Genomic DNA, 15,218 nt, shown 5'->3' on the forward strand with positions numbered 1-15,218 from the left:
TATTTTTTCAGAAAAATTTACCGCTAAGATTAGAAACGATAAGTTGCATTCGCGGTGAAAGCGTTACCTTTTAATTTTGTGCCGCTACGTTTTAAATTATCGCGAGTGTATTCTGCACCTAATTCAACATCGCTTGAAACTGCATATTTTGCACCAGCACCGAAACCAAAGCCACGATAGGTTTCATTACCGATTTTGCTTGAGCTAGCATCTACTTTTACATAAGGTAATAAATCGGATCCAACACGATAACCTTGGTGATAAGCTATAGTATATTTATTTTTTTGTTTTACATCGCTAAATACTTTTGTACTACCTACTTTTGCTTTTCCTTGTACAACGCCTACAAAGTTATTGCCTTGCTCAATACCATAATCGACCACTAATGCCGGACCTGTGGAATCTTTGCCTTTTACTCCTTCAACTTTATATTTTGTTGTAGTCACATCTACACCGACGCCGATGCCAGTAAATGTATTTCCGACAGGAGCGGCTAATAGATGAGTAGAAAATAAACAAGTTAATGCGACAATAGTTAATTTTTTCATAAAATTACTCCTATCTTGATTAAGATTCGATGTTACCACAGAAACGGTAACCTTCACCGTGAATGGTGACAATAATTTCTGGGGTATTGGGGTGGTCTTCAAAATGTTTACGAATACGGCGAATAGTAACATCAACGGTTCTATCATGAGGTTTTAGTTCCCGCCCGGTCATTTTTTTCAATAAATCTTCACGTGTTTGAATTTTTCCAGGATGTTGGCAAAAATGTAATAAAGCCCTAAATTCACTACGTGGTAATTTATTTACCTCACCTTCTGGTGAGATTAAACTATGACTGTTAATGTCTAAGATCCAACCGTTAAAGCGATAGCTTTCAATTTCAGATTGCTCTTTTACAACGCCGTTTTCTTTATCTATCATGGTTCGTTGCAATAAATTTCTCGCTCGGATAGTCAATTCTCGAGGATTAAATGGTTTAGTGATATAGTCATCTGCACCTATTTCTAAACCGAGGATCTTATCAATTTCATTGTCGCGGCCGGTTAAAAACATTAATGGTAGCTTCATATTCTCTCGAATTTCTCGGGCGAGAATTAATCCATTTTTTCCCGGTAAGTTAATGTCCATTAGCACAAGATTGATTTCATTTGTACTCAGAACAGAGTGCATTTCCTCGCCGTTAGATGCTTGAAATACCTGATATCCTTCTCCTTCAAAAATGCTTTTCAGCATATTCCTTGTTACTAACTCATCCTCAACAATTAAGATTTGTGGGATCTTCATCTTTTAAACCTCTGATTTAATTTATAAATTCTGTTTAATAACGTTTATGTTACAAATTTCTCGCATTTTACTTATAAATTTATGAATGGGAAGGGTAAAATGACAATTTGTTTAATTCAATCAAATTTTTGGCTATTTCTCTCGATCATCAACACCTAAAATTAGATAATTTCCATTAATATCCGCTAGGCTACGAAAGCCGATATTATAAATAGCACATTCTCTGCTGGCATTTAGATTGCCATAATTAAAATTATCATGGTGGTGACCATGGAAAATTTTGCTCGCTCCTAATTTTCTTGCTAGCTGGTTAATTACAGAGAAGCCTTGAGGGTGTGGCTTTGGTGCTTCGTGCGTAATTAAAATATCGGCTTTTTCATTTTCCAACGCCTCAAAATCAGAAGGGAAGATCGAAGAGCGGTGCCTTAATGGAATACCTCCACGCCAAATTTTTTCCGGAGCAGAGTATTGGCAAAAATGGATGGGATCAAAAAACATTGGACGATTGGGCGGCATCCAAATATGACCTCGGAAGACCCCTCCAATACCTGCAATTTTTATTCCTTGAATGTCAACTACTTTACCGTGAATATTGCGCTCTTTCCAGCTACTATTCCAAATAGCATCAAAGGCAGCAACGGTTTTACTGTCATGGTTACCATGAATAAACCAAATATCACAATACTGCGAAAGCCGATCTAATTCATCAGGAGTAGTCAATTGAAGATCGCCTAGAATAACTAAAGCTACCTCCTCCGTCTGCTGTTGTAGAATCGGATAAAGATGCTCGTAGCTACCGTGTGGATCGCCTGCAAAAAGTATCATGTTATTTCCTGTGGCAGTTATTCAAATTCGTGAATATTATATTGCTTAAACTGTAATGGGATTGGTTCTTCATTTAAAATAGCTTCTACCACCTCTTTGGCTTGATTGTAGCGATCCAAATAACTTGGCGATTCAATTTCAATATAAGGAATATGGTGTTTTTCCAGTAGTTTTTTCAGTAGGTGTTGAAACTGTTGACGCTGTTTTTTCGATCCTAAACTGCGTAAACCATCGGCTACCCATTTCGTATTGTTAGAAAGTAAAATCGTGACATCAAAAGGATATTCGCGGATCATTGAATCCAGAAACGGGTGAGCCTTCCCTTCATACTGAATACAGAACGCTTGAGTTGTGATGTAATCGGTATCAATAATAGCCACTTTATGAGCATGTTTCATGGCATAATCAACGTAGCGTTGATGTCCAAGCACCATTTGCGGATAGTCGGAATATTGCATTGCTTGTTCATTGCCGCCAAGTTGCTCAAACACAAACTCGCGCCCATATTCCCAAGCAGAGGTAGTGTTAAATACATTTGCTAATTTACTCACCAACACTGATTTACCACTGCTTTCACCACCTAAAATCGCAATAGTTTTAACAAAGAAAGGACGAACTTCTTTCGGAATAAAGCGCCAGTATTGAAAAGGATTATTACGAATTTGTGTTGCTGAAATATTAAAGGATTCACGAGTAGGATCGACAAGTTGAACTTCTAGATGCAAATATTTTTCATAAGGTTCTTTATCTTGAATTTCACTACTAAAAACAATAGTAGGATTAATGCTTTTTTCTTCAAATAGCGCTTTAACACGACCAGACCAATCTTCCCAGCCATTTGGATAGCTCGGAATACCGTCTTCAACTAAATGGTGAATAAAGATCTGTTTTTGTTGGTATTTAAAAATTTGCTGTACCCAGCGTAGCCGATCTTCATTTGTCGGCATTCGTTTCATTTTACTTTCCTGGAAAAGACGTAAATCCCGTTCAGAATCGGTACAAACAATAACATGTAAAACATCTACTTTACTAAATGCTTCATAGATCATATTAATATGACCTGTGTGAATAGGATAGAATTTGCCAAAAATAACCCCGGAACGCTGGTTGCTATCTTCTACGATATCTAAAACGGAATGCAAGGCTTTAAGCTTATTGGCACTTGGATTTTTGATTTTTCCGCTTACTAACTGATTAAAATAAGCTCGGGTTACCCCAGCTTGTTCACAAATATCATTCACTTTGAGTTTAAGCTGTTTGCGCTTTTGTTGAAGATAAGCAAAATCTGTCATAATGATTCCCTCGATTTTTTGATGATTATCATATAGTAAAATGTAGCATTTGAATATATTTTTATTGTATAAATAGCAGTTCTATAGCATATCTTTGCTTTAATAATTAGCTACACGACCACTTTCAGCACTAAAAAAATATAACAGATTGAATTTTTTTCCTTTTTTGTAGATTTCTCGTTATAATCACAGCAATTTTCACTTATAAAATGGTTTATCTTTTATGCAACTTATTCGAGGTTTCCACAATTTAGACAAACACATCGCTTTAAATCAAGGCTGTGTTCTCTCTATCGGGAATTTCGATGGTGTGCATCTTGGGCATCAAAATATTTTGGCTCGTCTTTGTGATAGAGCTTTAGATTTAGGATTGCCCTCAGTTGTGATGTTATTTGAGCCACAACCTCGAGAGTTTTTTGCAAAAAAAAGTGGAAATTCAACCGCTTGTAACCCGCCCGCCCGCTTAATGCGCCTGCGAGATAAGCTAAAATATTTGGAAGAAGCCGGTGTGGATTTTGTGCTATGCGTGCGTTTTAGTGAAAAATTTGCTCAAATTTCGGCAGACGATTTCATCAGCGATTTGCTCGCTAAAAGACTGAAAGTACGCTATTTAAGTGTAGGCGATGATTTTCGCTTCGGGGCAAAACGGTCGGGCGATTTTGAAACTTTACGCAATGCAGGCTTAAAATATCGCTTTGCGGTGGAAGAAAGCCATACGCATAGTTTAAATGAAGCACGCATTAGCAGCTCGCTGGTACGAGAAGCCTTACAAAACAATGAGTTAGAGTTAGCTGAAAAATTACTTGGTAAGCCGTATTCAATTCTCGGTCGAGTTGCACACGGTAATAAACTCGGCAGAACCATTGGTTTTCCTACCGCAAATATTATGCTCAATCGTTTGGTTACGCCGATTCAAGGGGTATTTGCGGTAAAAGTGAAGACCAAGCAGGGCAGTTTTAACGGAATCGCCAATGTCGGTAACCGCCCGACCATTAACGGTACTAAGCCGTTATTAGAAGTGCATATTTTTGATTTCAATGCCTCTATTTACGGTGAGGCGATTGAAGTGATCTTTTTAAAAAAATTACGCAATGAAATAAAATTTCCCGACTTTGAAGCACTAAAAGCCCAGATTGAGAAAGATCGCTTACAAGCGGTGGAATTTTTTAAGGAATTTGTAAAATAAGAAGAGAATGAGAATGGAAATTTTCGTTAAGAAAATCAGCAAATTAACACTACTCAAAATTTATTTTATCGGGTTATTTATTCCCCTGTTTTTATTTGGATTAATTTGTGGCATTTTATCTTTTTTCGGATATACCACAGTGACGATAGATGGAAATATTGTAACTGGCTTCGAAGGACTATGTTACGGTATTTTATTAGGTGTAGGCGTTAGCCTAAACTTTACTTTATTGGTGTGGCTATTAAGTTTATTTGGCTTATGGATTTATTCGCTGATGTCTCCGCTTAAGATAAAACTTGTCGAATATAAAGAGTAGTAATAGGCAATAAATATGTCGTAGGGCGAATTGCTATTCCTCCCTACAATAATTTTGTAATATTAAAATATGTTGGAATAAAAAATGACAGTGGACTACAAAAACACCCTAAACTTGCCTGAAACAGGCTTTCCTATGCGTGGTGATCTCGCGAAACGTGAACCTGATATGTTAAAAAATTGGTATGACAAAAATTTATACCAAAAAATTCGTACTGCCTCGAAAGGCAAGAAAACCTTTATTTTGCATGATGGTCCTCCGTATGCTAACGGTAATATTCACTTAGGTCACGCAGTGAATAAAATTTTAAAAGATATGATTTTGAAATCGAAAACCGCATTAGGTTTCGATACCCCTTATGTGCCGGGCTGGGACTGTCACGGTTTGCCGATTGAGCTGAAAGTAGAAGGGATTGTTGGTAAACCAAATGAGAAAATTTCGGCTGCCGAGTTTCGCCAAGCGTGCCGTGACTATGCGAAAGAACAAGTAGAAGGTCAGAAAGCCGATTTTATCCGTATGGGTATTTTAGGTGATTGGGATAACCCATACCTAACAATGAATTTTAACACTGAGGCGAATATTATTCGCACGCTCGGCAAAGTGATTGCGAACGGGCATTTATACAAAGGTTCAAAACCGGTACATTGGTGCTTAGATTGTGGATCTTCGTTAGCGGAAGCTGAAGTGGAATATGAAGATAAAGTTTCTCCCTCTATTTATGTGCGTTTTAATGCTGTGGACGTAAATGCGGTAGAAGAAAAATTCAACGCACAGGGTAAAGGTAACGGGGCATTATCTGCGGTAATTTGGACAACCACACCTTGGACTATTCCGTCTAACCGTGCGATTGCAATTAACCCTGAATTAGACTATGCCTTGGTCCAATTAGGTGATGAGCGTGTGTTACTAGCGGTCGATTTAGTGGAAGATGTTGCAAAAGCAGCAGGCGTTGAATCTGCAGAAGTTTTAGCAACCACCAAAGGCGAAAACCTAGAGTTGTTACGTTTTAATCACCCATTCTATGATTATAGCGTGCCATTTATTTTTGGCGATCACGTTACCACCGATGGCGGTACGGGCTTAGTACACACAGCACCTGATCACGGTGCGGACGACTTCGTGGTCGCTCGCAAATATAACATTGAAATGGCAGGGCTAATTTCCAATGACGGTAAATTCAAAGCAGACACCCCGTTCTTTGCCGGCTTAGGCGTGTTTGAATCCAACGATAAAGTAGTCGAAAAATTACAAGAAGTGGGAGCATTATTAAAATTATCCCGCATCAAGCATAGCTATCCGCACTGTTGGCGACACAAAACCCCGATTATCTTCCGTGCTACCCCACAATGGTTTATCGGAATGGAAACCCAAGGCTTACGCCAGCAAGCGTTAGGGGAAATCAAATCAGTACGTTGGATCCCAAGCTGGGGTGAAGCTCGTATTGATACGATGGTGGCAAACCGCCCAGACTGGTGTATTTCACGCCAACGTACTTGGGGCGTGCCAATGGCAATGTTCGTACATAATGAAACCGAAGAATTACACCCTCGCACTTTAGAATTAATTGAAGAAGTGGCGAAACGTGTGGAAGAAAAAGGCATTCAAGCGTGGTGGGATTTAGAGCCTGCAGAATTGCTTGGCGAAGAAGCCAAAGATTACCGTAAAGTGCCGGATACCTTAGATGTGTGGTTTGATTCAGGATCAACCTATGCTTCTGTTGTAGAACAACGCCCTGAATTTAACGGCAATTCAGCGGATATGTATTTAGAAGGCTCAGACCAACATCGTGGTTGGTTTATGTCATCTTTAATGCTTTCCACTGCTACTAACGGCAAAGCACCATACAAACAAGTGCTAACTCACGGTTTTACCGTAGATGAGAAAGGCAGAAAAATGTCCAAATCGCTTGGCAACGTAATTGTGCCAAGTGAAGTGTGGAACAAAAACGGTGCAGATATTTTACGCTTATGGGTTGCCTCCACCGACTATACCGGTGAGATTACCGTTTCGCACAATATTTTAAACAGTGCCGGGGAATCATACCGCCGTATTCGTAACACTGCCCGTTTCTTATTGGCGAACTTGAACGGTTTTGATCCAAAACGTGATTTAGTTCAACCGCAAGAGATGATCGCTTTAGACCGCTGGGCGGTGGCTTGTGCCTTAGAGGCTCAAAACGACATCAAAGAAGCCTACGACAACTACCAATTCCACACGGTAGTACAACGTTTAATGCGTTTCTGTTCGATTGAAATGGGGTCTTTCTACTTAGATATTATCAAAGACCGCCAATACACCACCAAAGCTGACAGTCTTGCCCGCCGTAGCTGCCAAACAGCGTTATGGCATATTGCAGAAGCGTTAGTTCGCTGGATTGCACCGATTTTATCCTTCACAGCCGATGAAATTTGGGGCTACTTACCGCAGGTGGAAGGCAGAAGTGAATTTGTCTTTACCGAAGAATTCTACACCGGATTATTTGGCTTAACCGAGCAAGACAAATTAGATGATGCCTACTGGCAACAAATCTTAAAAGTGCGTGCGGAAGTCAACCGTGTGCTGGAACAAGCCCGTAAAGACAAAGTAATTGGTGCTGGCTTAGAAGCCAAGGTGACAGTATTCGCCAATGATGAAATTCGCCCGTTATTAGAACAACTTGGCAATGAATTACGCTTTGTGCTGATTACCTCACAAGCGATTGTCAAACCACTGGCGGAAGCAGATATTGCGGAAGGCGAATTAGCCGGACTCGCAGTAAAAGTGGAAAATGCAGATGGTGAGAAATGCCCTCGTTGCTGGCATTATGCTACCGACATCGGCTCGCACTCTGGCCACGAAGAAGTTTGCGGACGTTGTGTGGAAAACGTAGCCGGCGAAGGCGAAAAACGCTTGTTTGCTTAAAATATAATTCAATTCATCTTTCCAATTTATCTTTATAAGGCAGAGGAAACTCTGCCTTAGTTTTTTCAGCGATAGATAGACACTCAGCTTAAAATTTGCAAAAATTTTCGGAAAAATAACCGCTTGTATTGATGTAAATGATGAAAATAATCGCTTTTCTTTTTATTTTTCTCTCCGTTTTTTCTCACACTGCTTTGGCTAATTCTATGGCTGAGCAATGTGCAGTGTTAAAATCCACCTCGTTGGGAAAAACCGCTATTTATAAAGCCGAATGGGTGGAAAAATCTGCTGAATTGCCAGCTTACTGCTTAGTACAAGGTGAAATTGAAAAACGGGTGGGGGTAGATAATGTCCCTTATGGTATTCAATTTGAGCTACGTTTGCCTGAACAATGGAATGAAAAATTCTTATTTCAGGGGGCGGGCGGTGTAGGTGGGGTGATTTTCCCTGCCATTGGTAAGCTCTATCCGCACGGGGCGAGTGGTGCAAATGGCTTAAACAGAGGCTATGCAGTAGTGAGTAACGACAGTGGTCACGCCACTCGAGATTTAGTGTTTACCGCAGATCCCGAAGCTCGCTCAAATTATGCCTATGCCTCTATCGGCAAAGTGACCACGGTTGCCAAGCAATTGATTGCCGAATTTTACCGAAAACCGAGCAAGCACAATTACATTATGGGCTGCTCGAATGGTGGTCGGGAAGCAATGATGGCAGCAATGCGTTATCCGCAGGAATTTGACGGTGTGATTGCAGGCAGCCCCGGCTTTCGGGTTTCCCGTTCAGTCTTGGCGGAAGTATGGGATAATCGAGCTTTGTTGGCAGTTGCTCCGAAGAATGGTGAAGGCGACAAAATTTTATCCCAAGCCCTCACTCAACAAGATTTAGATGTGATTACCAATGGCGTATTAACACGTTGCGATAAGTTAGACGGCTTAGCAGACGGTTTAATTAATGCGTGGGAACAGTGTGATTTCCAGCCGGAAATGGTGGCAAAGCAACTGGGGCAGAAAAAAGTCGCTTTAATCAAAACGATTTTCGAGGGGGCGAAAAACAGTCGAGGCGAGCTGATTTATAGCCCTTGGGCGTATGATTCCGGCATTAACGCTAAAGGCTGGCGGGATTGGAAATTAGGTGATAGCCAAACCGCTCAGCCCAACAGCATTAGCTTTAAAATGGGATTGAAAAGTTTGACCCATTACTATTTAGCCCCCAGAGTGCCGAGCCTTGATCCACTCAGTGTAGATTTGGATCAAGCTAGCGAACAAGTGAAAGCGGTAGGGAGCATTCACGATGCAGATCAAGTTGATTTATCCGCTTTTAAGCAGAACGGTGGCAAAATGCTGATTTATCAAGGCGTTTCAGACCCGATTTTTTCGGCAGTTGATCTCAAAAATTGGTATCAAAGCCTACAACAAGCGGTCGAAAATCCGCAACATTTTGCAAAATTGTTTTTCGTGCCGGCAATGAACCACTGTGGGCGAGGGGCAACGGTGAATGATTTTGATATGCTTACCGCCCTTGAAAACTGGGTTGAAAAAGGGGTAGAACCGGACAGTGTTCCCGCCAAAGCCGGAGAGCTTTACCCAAATAAAGCCAAGCAGATCCCCCTTTGTGCTTATCCGAAAGTGGCGATTTATCAAACCGGAGAAGATCCTAATCGTTTGACCAGCTATCAATGCCGTTAAGCTAAAATCGCTTTATTGGCGATTTCAGTGTAAAATAGTGGGCAACGATTGAAAATTTTGGAATCAATGATGTTAATTTTGAACAAACAACGTAAAGCTGAATACCTATTGAAAAGCCTGCCATACTTACCACAAGTGGCAGAGCAGGTTCAGTTTCTCGCCTCGAGCAAAGCGTTTAAACAACAAATTTTACAGCTGATTCAAACGGCAAAAAAGCGTATTTATATAACCGCTCTTTACTTTGAAAAAGATGAAGCCGGGCAGGAAGTATTAGCTGCTTTATATCAAGCGAAGCGAAATAATCCTGAACTGGAAATTAACATTTTGGTTGATTGGCACCGAGCCCAACGTGGGCGTATTGGTGAGGCAGAGAATTTATCTAACGCCGACTGGTATGCAAAAGTTAAACACGAACAAGGTTTACCGGCAGGGCAAGAGATTGCCTTTTATGGTGTGCCGATTAACGGACGAGAAGTGTTTGGTGTGTTGCATTTGAAAGGCTTCGTATTTGACGATACGATTCTGTATAGCGGAGCAAGCATTAATAATGTGTATTTGCATCAATTTGAACGCTACCGTTATGACCGTTACCACGTCATTGAAAATAAAGCTCTTGCCGATAGCTGGGTGACATTTATTCAACAGCATATTTTAACCAATGAAGCGGTAAAACGTTTAGATACGGTAAATCGCCCGAAAACGGCTGAAATTCGTGCGAAAATTAAGCATTTCCGCAAACAATTAAGTCGGGAAACGTATTCATTTAACGGTGTTGCTGAAAATGGTCGCTTAGCGGTTTCTCCTTTAGTAGGCTTAGGGCGACGTAAGAATCAGTTAAATAAAGTGATTGAAGCGTTGTTTTATCAAACTGAGCAGAAATTAACGATTTGCACTCCGTATTTTAATTTTCCGCATTCTCTGAGAACCCGTATTGAATGGCTATTGGCAAACGGTAAATCGGTTGAAATTATTGTGGGGGATAAAACCGCTAACGATTTCTACACCAAGCCGGACGAAAAATTCACGATGGCATCGGCTCTGCCTTATTTGTATGAAAAGAACTTACGAGCCTTTGCAAAACGGTTGGACGGCTATGTGCAAAATAAACAGTTAACCATTCGCTTATGGAAAGATGGCGAAAACAGCTACCACTTAAAAGGAGTTTGGGTGGATAATCGTTATATTTTGCTGACCGGTAATAACCTTAACCCAAGAGCGTGGCGGTTAGATGCCGAAAATGCAATTTTAATTTCCGATCCTCAACATCAATTAAGTGAAAAAGCAGAAACGGAGCTAAGCCAAATTCGCCAACATACGAAGATTTTAACTCACTACAGTGATTTGGAAGTTTTAACCGATTATCCTGAAAATGTGCGTAAATTGCTGAAAAAATTCGGCAGGGTTAAGTTGGATAAAATTGTGAAGATGTTGCTTTAGTTAGGTATTTATATGGGCGAGCTGATGGGTTCGCCCAATTATTAAGGATAAAATATGAGCGAACAAATTTATGGCATTCACGCAGTGAAAGCCTTTTTGGATAATGCACCTGAGCGTTTAATTGAAGTGCTGGTGCTAAAAGGGCGTGAAGATAAACGCTTAATGCCACTATTAAATGAATTACAACGTTTAGGGGTGGCAATTCAACAAGTGAACCGCCAAACCTTAGATAACAAATCGCAAGGTGAAGTGCATCAAGGGATTATTGCCAGAGTCGTGCCACAAAAAGAGCTGAATGAACACGATTTAGAGGCGATCTTAAGCCAAAAGAAAAATCCACTCTTGTTGATTTTAGATGGCGTGACCGACCCTCACAACCTAGGGGCTTGTTTGCGTACCGCTGATGCGGCAGGGGTTGATGCGGTTATTGTGCCGAAAGATAAATCTGCTCAGCTTACACCAACCGCTCGCAAAGTCGCCTGTGGGGCAGCGGAAGTGATGCCACTGATTCGAGTCACCAATTTGGCTCGCACAATGCGAGATTTACAAGAACGGCATAATGTTTGGATTGTCGGCACGGCAGGTGAGGCGGAATCGGGCATTTATGAAGCAAAATTAACCGGCTCGATTGCGTTAGTTATGGGAGCAGAAGGTGACGGAATGCGTCGCCTTACCCGTGAGCATTGCGACCAGCTTATCAGCATTCCAATGGCAGGCTCGGTTTCTTCTTTGAATGTCTCGGTTGCAACCGGAGTTTGTTTATTTGAAATTGTGCGGCAGAAACTGGCTCTATAATAAAGAATAAGTAAGGAAAAATGCGAAGAACTAATGTAACAAAATAGTGTCTTCGCATTTTTGTTTGTAGAGATGCAAAAAATCTCAGAAATTGAACCGCTTGTTACCCTACATACTCTTCCAAATTAATCACCTTATCGCACGATTTTTCAATTAGATAAGGATCGTGGCTGACCAAAATCAGGCTGCAATTTCTCGCTCGGCATTGGTTGATCAGCAATTCAATCGTTTCTTGCTGTGTGATTGGATCAAGTCGAGAAGTTACTTCATCGGCAAAGAGTAGCACAGGATCGAGCAATAAGGCTCGCAAAATTGCTACTCGTTGTAGCTCGCCGCCGGAGACATTTTCCGCATTGCGTTGCAAAATTTCCGGGTTGAGCGAAAGTTGTTGCAGTAAACTTGGAATCGGTAGCCGATCTAAACGGTGCTTGTCAATCACATCATCAAGCAAGGTGTTTAGGCTAACATTCGGGGCAAAGGCCTCCGGTGGATCTTGGTAAAGTTTCAGCACTTGGTGTTTTTTATGGCTGTGGCTATGCCACACAACCTCGCCCGATTTCGGCTTAAGCAAACCACAAAGTACATCGGCAAGCGAGCTTTTGCCAATGCCACTATGCCCGACAATCCCAAGCACTTCGCCTTTGTATAAGTCAAAGGAAAGGTTGCTAAACAGCGTTTTCTTACCACGAGCGATACTCAAATTTTTGACCGACACAAGCGGTTTTTTTCGGCTTAAATTTTGCAAATCTTGCAAGGGTTGCCAATGTTTTGGATCAGCTGCAATTAAGGCTTTGGTATAAGCGTGTTGTGGATTGCTTAATAGTGCTTCCGCCTCGCCTTGTTCCAACAATTCGCCTTTTTTCATTACCAAAATGTAGCCACCAAGCTGTTCGGCAACTTCAATATCGTGGGTAATGGTGAGCAAGCCACCGCCATTTTGGTAAGCGGATTTTAATAATTCGATTACTTTACCTTTGCTGGTAGGATCGAGCCCTTTGGTCGGCTCATCGGCAAGTAAAATTTGCCCACCGGCAGCGGTTGCAATCGCAAAAGAGGCACGTTGTGCCATTCCGCCGGAAAGCTGGTGCGGATAGCTTTCGACAGAATGCCCTAAACCAAGTTTGCTGAGATACGACTGGCTCTCTGCTGTGGCTTTTGGAGTATTGAGACCTGCTACATAGCGGAAACTTTCCCACAACTGTTTACCAATAGTCATAATCGGATCGAGTGAGCGGCGAGGTTCTTGCGGTAGCATTACCAATGTTTTACCCCACAATGTTTGCAAGCGGTCGGATTCGGTGGAAAGTTTGCCATTTTTCACCGAAATTTCACCGCTTGCGATTAGGCCTTGGGGTAACGCCCCCATAATCGCTTGAATCAGCAGGCTTTTGCCTGAGCCGGTTTCGCCTAAGATAGTAATATTTTTTCCTACCTCTAATTGTAGGCTAATCGGTTCGACCAGCTGTAATCCGTTTTCAGTTTCAACAGATAGGTTTTGGATATCGAGTAATTTCATCTTCATTTTATTACTGTAGGGGCGGGTCCTGTGCCCGCCCATAAATATAATAGGAATTTTGGGCAGGCACAGGACCTGCCCCTACGCATTATTTAATTTTTCCAGACAATAATTGTAAGCTGAGTACCATTAAGAAAACGGCAACCACTGGTTGTAAAAATATCAGCGGTGCTTCGTAGTAGTAAGGGAATAGTTCAGTCATCATTAAGCCTAATTCTGCTGTAGGCGGACGAAGCCCAACGCTGACAAAGCCGAGTGTGGCGAGTGCTAAAATCGCATTGCCGAGTGAGAATGCCGATAAGGTGGCGATCATCGGTAATAAGCGGGGCAATAAGTGGCGTTTGAAGCTATAAAACCAACCCATTCCCATTAAGCGTGAGGCTTGAATTTCCGAGCTGTTTGCCATTGTTGAGCTGATTGAGCGGATCACACGGAAAAATTCCACCCACATTACCAAGGAAATCCCTAAATAGAGCGTCCAAAATGAGCCGGGAGAAAGGGCGGCAAAGAGTAACACTAACAGTAAGCCGGGGAGTGCCATCACTAGATCACAAATAAAACTGAAAATACGGTCAATCCAGCCGCCGAAAAAGCCCGCCATAATGCCGGTAATTAAGCCAGCAATTAACGCACAAATCACGCTAAAGAGTGATAAACCAAAGGAAAGGCGAATGGCGGAGGCAAGGCGGGCAAGCATATCCCGCCCAAGATGATCGGTGCCGAACCAAGCGATTTCATTTGGATTGGAAAGGATATTAGTTAAATCTTGAAAGCCAATATCCATCGGGTAAAAATAAGGTTGTAAAAAGGCAAATCCCAACATTGCGAGGAGAATAGTGCCGCCTAAATATTGTGAAATTGAAATTTTCATCTTGATGTCCTATCGCTTAATTCGTGGGTCAATCCAAGCACTTAATAGATCGGCAATGGTGTTTAATACAACGAACAATCCGCCCATCACGAGCGTTGTGCCTTGAATCATCGGTACATCACGGGCAATGATGGCGTGAACCAGTGCGTGTCCGCTGCCGGGCCAAGCAAATAGGCTTTCGACCACCACAACGCCTTCAATTAAATAAACTAATTGCACGGCGTGGTAGGCAATGACCGGCACGGCAATATTCGGCAAACCGTGACGTAAAAAGGTATGCCAACGGCTTAAGCCTTTTAATTGTGAAAATTGGTAAAATTCTGAGCCTTTTACCTGAACCATTGCAGAACGGGTGACTCGTACCGAAACCGCACTCAAGCCAATCGCAAGCGTTAAGGCAGGCAAGATAAAATGTTGCCAACTGCCGTATCCGCCGGCAGGTAGCCATTTTAGTTGAGCGGAAAACAGCGTAATCAAGCCAATCGCAATAATAAATGCCGGCACGGAACGAAACAGGGTACTAAATACCAGTGTCAAGCGGTCAAAAAAGCCGTTTGGTTTACGAGCAGCTAACAAACCAAGCGGAGGTCCGATCAAAATTGCTAAAATAAGGGCGACAATCGCAAGACTTAAGGTATGCCCGAATTGGTGCTGAATTTCAGCCCAGACCTGATCGCCTGTTACCAACGATTTACCTAAATTAAACTGTAGTAAATCGCCTAGCCAGCTGAAATAGCTTTGCCACCAAGGCTGATCTAAGGCAAGCTCGGCACGCACGGCTTCGGCTGCCATACTATCGGTTTGGTCGTAACCATAACGGCTGGCGGCAATCCGATATGCCATATCACCTGAAAGTTGGCGGGTTAGAATAAATGTGAGTGTGCCAACCGACCAAATCACCAGCAGAATTTGGATAAGACGGCGGAAGAGAATTTTGTGCATGTGTTATTTCATTTATTAAAAAGATGATTTTATACGTTCTGATCTCCCTCTTTAGCAAAGAGGGGAAGGGGAGATTTGGCAGAAGAACTAAGCGGAGAAAATAGGTGGAAAATGAGAAACAACGATAATTCTGTCACTATTTATTCACCTAAGATCGCAAAT

Annotated in this window: 13 protein-coding genes; 6 read left to right on the forward strand and 7 right to left on the reverse strand. The window is 41.8% G+C overall.

Annotation, left to right across the window (positions count from 1 at the left end; genetic code table 11):
- Positions 1-29: 29 nt before the first annotated feature.
- The 4 genes from EL242_RS04590 to nadR all read right to left on the reverse strand — a co-directional run bounded on the left by EL242_RS04590 (position 30) and on the right by nadR (position 3,407).
- Positions 30-587 carry a porin family protein gene (locus tag EL242_RS04590; protein ID WP_413463075.1) on the reverse strand — a complete coding sequence of 186 codons (558 nt, stop codon included), beginning with the start codon at positions 585-587 and terminating at the stop codon, positions 30-32.
- A complete protein-coding gene (arcA, locus tag EL242_RS04595; protein ID WP_126301678.1) occupies positions 568-1,290 on the reverse strand; it encodes a two-component system response regulator ArcA in 723 nt (240 codons plus the stop codon). Before arcA ends, EL242_RS04590 begins: the two co-directional genes overlap by 20 nt.
- A gap of 132 nt (positions 1,291-1,422) precedes the next feature.
- The gene (locus tag EL242_RS04600) at positions 1,423-2,115 is read right to left on the reverse strand and encodes a metallophosphoesterase family protein (protein WP_126301679.1); all 693 of its coding nucleotides are present in this window, start codon (positions 2,113-2,115) and stop codon (positions 1,423-1,425) included.
- A 17-nt stretch (positions 2,116-2,132) separates the two neighbouring features.
- Positions 2,133-3,407, reverse strand: a complete 1,275-nt coding sequence (gene nadR / locus EL242_RS04605; RefSeq protein WP_126301680.1) for a multifunctional transcriptional regulator/nicotinamide-nucleotide adenylyltransferase/ribosylnicotinamide kinase NadR — start codon at positions 3,405-3,407, stop codon at positions 2,133-2,135.
- A 223-nt stretch (positions 3,408-3,630) separates the two neighbouring features.
- Here nadR and ribF point away from each other — a divergent pair, with 223 nt between their 5' ends.
- From ribF to rlmB, 6 genes are all read left to right on the forward strand, one after another.
- Positions 3,631-4,593, forward strand: a complete 963-nt coding sequence (gene ribF, locus EL242_RS04610) for a bifunctional riboflavin kinase/FAD synthetase (protein WP_126301681.1) — start codon at positions 3,631-3,633, stop codon at positions 4,591-4,593.
- A 13-nt stretch (positions 4,594-4,606) separates the two neighbouring features.
- Positions 4,607-4,909, forward strand: a complete 303-nt coding sequence (locus tag EL242_RS04615) for a hypothetical protein (RefSeq protein WP_126301682.1) — start codon at positions 4,607-4,609, stop codon at positions 4,907-4,909.
- 84 nt (positions 4,910-4,993) lie between these two features.
- Complete coding sequence (ileS, locus tag EL242_RS04620) at positions 4,994-7,810, forward strand: isoleucine--tRNA ligase (protein WP_126301683.1); 2,817 nt, start codon at positions 4,994-4,996, stop codon at positions 7,808-7,810.
- 206 nt (positions 7,811-8,016) lie between these two features.
- Entirely contained in the window at positions 8,017-9,495 is a 1,479-nt protein-coding gene (locus EL242_RS04630) for a tannase/feruloyl esterase family alpha/beta hydrolase (RefSeq protein WP_126301685.1), read from the forward strand.
- A gap of 69 nt (positions 9,496-9,564) precedes the next feature.
- On the forward strand, positions 9,565-10,932 hold the full coding sequence (gene pssA / locus EL242_RS04635) for a CDP-diacylglycerol--serine O-phosphatidyltransferase (RefSeq protein ID WP_126302713.1): 1,368 nt from the start codon (positions 9,565-9,567) through the stop codon (positions 10,930-10,932).
- Between the two features lie 54 nt (positions 10,933-10,986).
- On the forward strand, positions 10,987-11,727 hold the full coding sequence (gene rlmB, locus EL242_RS04640; protein ID WP_126301686.1) for a 23S rRNA (guanosine(2251)-2'-O)-methyltransferase RlmB: 741 nt from the start codon (positions 10,987-10,989) through the stop codon (positions 11,725-11,727).
- A 103-nt stretch (positions 11,728-11,830) separates the two neighbouring features.
- Here the strand turns inward: rlmB and EL242_RS04645 are convergent, their stop codons facing one another.
- From EL242_RS04645 to EL242_RS04655, 3 genes are all read right to left on the reverse strand, one after another.
- Positions 11,831-13,243 (reverse strand): ABC transporter ATP-binding protein, encoded by a 1,413-nt coding sequence (locus EL242_RS04645; protein ID WP_126301687.1) that lies wholly within the window; start codon positions 13,241-13,243, stop codon positions 11,831-11,833.
- Between the two features lie 88 nt (positions 13,244-13,331).
- Positions 13,332-14,114, reverse strand: a complete 783-nt coding sequence (locus EL242_RS04650; protein ID WP_126301688.1) for an ABC transporter permease — start codon at positions 14,112-14,114, stop codon at positions 13,332-13,334.
- A gap of 9 nt (positions 14,115-14,123) precedes the next feature.
- Entirely contained in the window at positions 14,124-15,056 is a 933-nt protein-coding gene (locus EL242_RS04655) for an ABC transporter permease (RefSeq protein ID WP_126301689.1), read from the reverse strand.
- Positions 15,057-15,218: the final 162 nt, after the last annotated feature.

This window comes from Mannheimia haemolytica (assembly GCA_900638155.1).
Lineage (GTDB): Bacteria > Pseudomonadota > Gammaproteobacteria > Enterobacterales > Pasteurellaceae > Mannheimia > Mannheimia glucosida.

Excerpts from the sequence above, each read along its gene's own strand:
- ribF (WP_126301681.1), top strand. The coding sequence starts at position 3,631 with ATGCAACTTATTCGAGGTTTCCACAATTTAGACAAACACATCGCTTTA.
- EL242_RS04645 (WP_126301687.1), bottom strand. The coding sequence starts at position 13,243 with ATGAAATTACTCGATATCCAAAACCTATCTGTTGAAACTGAAAACGGA.
- EL242_RS04655 (WP_126301689.1), bottom strand. The coding sequence starts at position 15,056 with ATGCACAAAATTCTCTTCCGCCGTCTTATCCAAATTCTGCTGGTGATT.
- EL242_RS04650 (WP_126301688.1), bottom strand. The coding sequence starts at position 14,114 with ATGAAAATTTCAATTTCACAATATTTAGGCGGCACTATTCTCCTCGCA.
- ileS (WP_126301683.1), top strand. The coding sequence starts at position 4,994 with ATGACAGTGGACTACAAAAACACCCTAAACTTGCCTGAAACAGGCTTT.
- pssA (WP_126302713.1), top strand. The coding sequence starts at position 9,565 with ATGTTAATTTTGAACAAACAACGTAAAGCTGAATACCTATTGAAAAGC.
- rlmB (WP_126301686.1), top strand. The coding sequence starts at position 10,987 with ATGAGCGAACAAATTTATGGCATTCACGCAGTGAAAGCCTTTTTGGAT.
- EL242_RS04615 (WP_126301682.1), top strand. The coding sequence starts at position 4,607 with ATGGAAATTTTCGTTAAGAAAATCAGCAAATTAACACTACTCAAAATT.
- nadR (WP_126301680.1), bottom strand. The coding sequence starts at position 3,407 with ATGACAGATTTTGCTTATCTTCAACAAAAGCGCAAACAGCTTAAACTC.
- EL242_RS04600 (WP_126301679.1), bottom strand. The coding sequence starts at position 2,115 with ATGATACTTTTTGCAGGCGATCCACACGGTAGCTACGAGCATCTTTAT.
- EL242_RS04630 (WP_126301685.1), top strand. The coding sequence starts at position 8,017 with ATGGCTGAGCAATGTGCAGTGTTAAAATCCACCTCGTTGGGAAAAACC.
- arcA (WP_126301678.1), bottom strand. The coding sequence starts at position 1,290 with ATGAAGATCCCACAAATCTTAATTGTTGAGGATGAGTTAGTAACAAGG.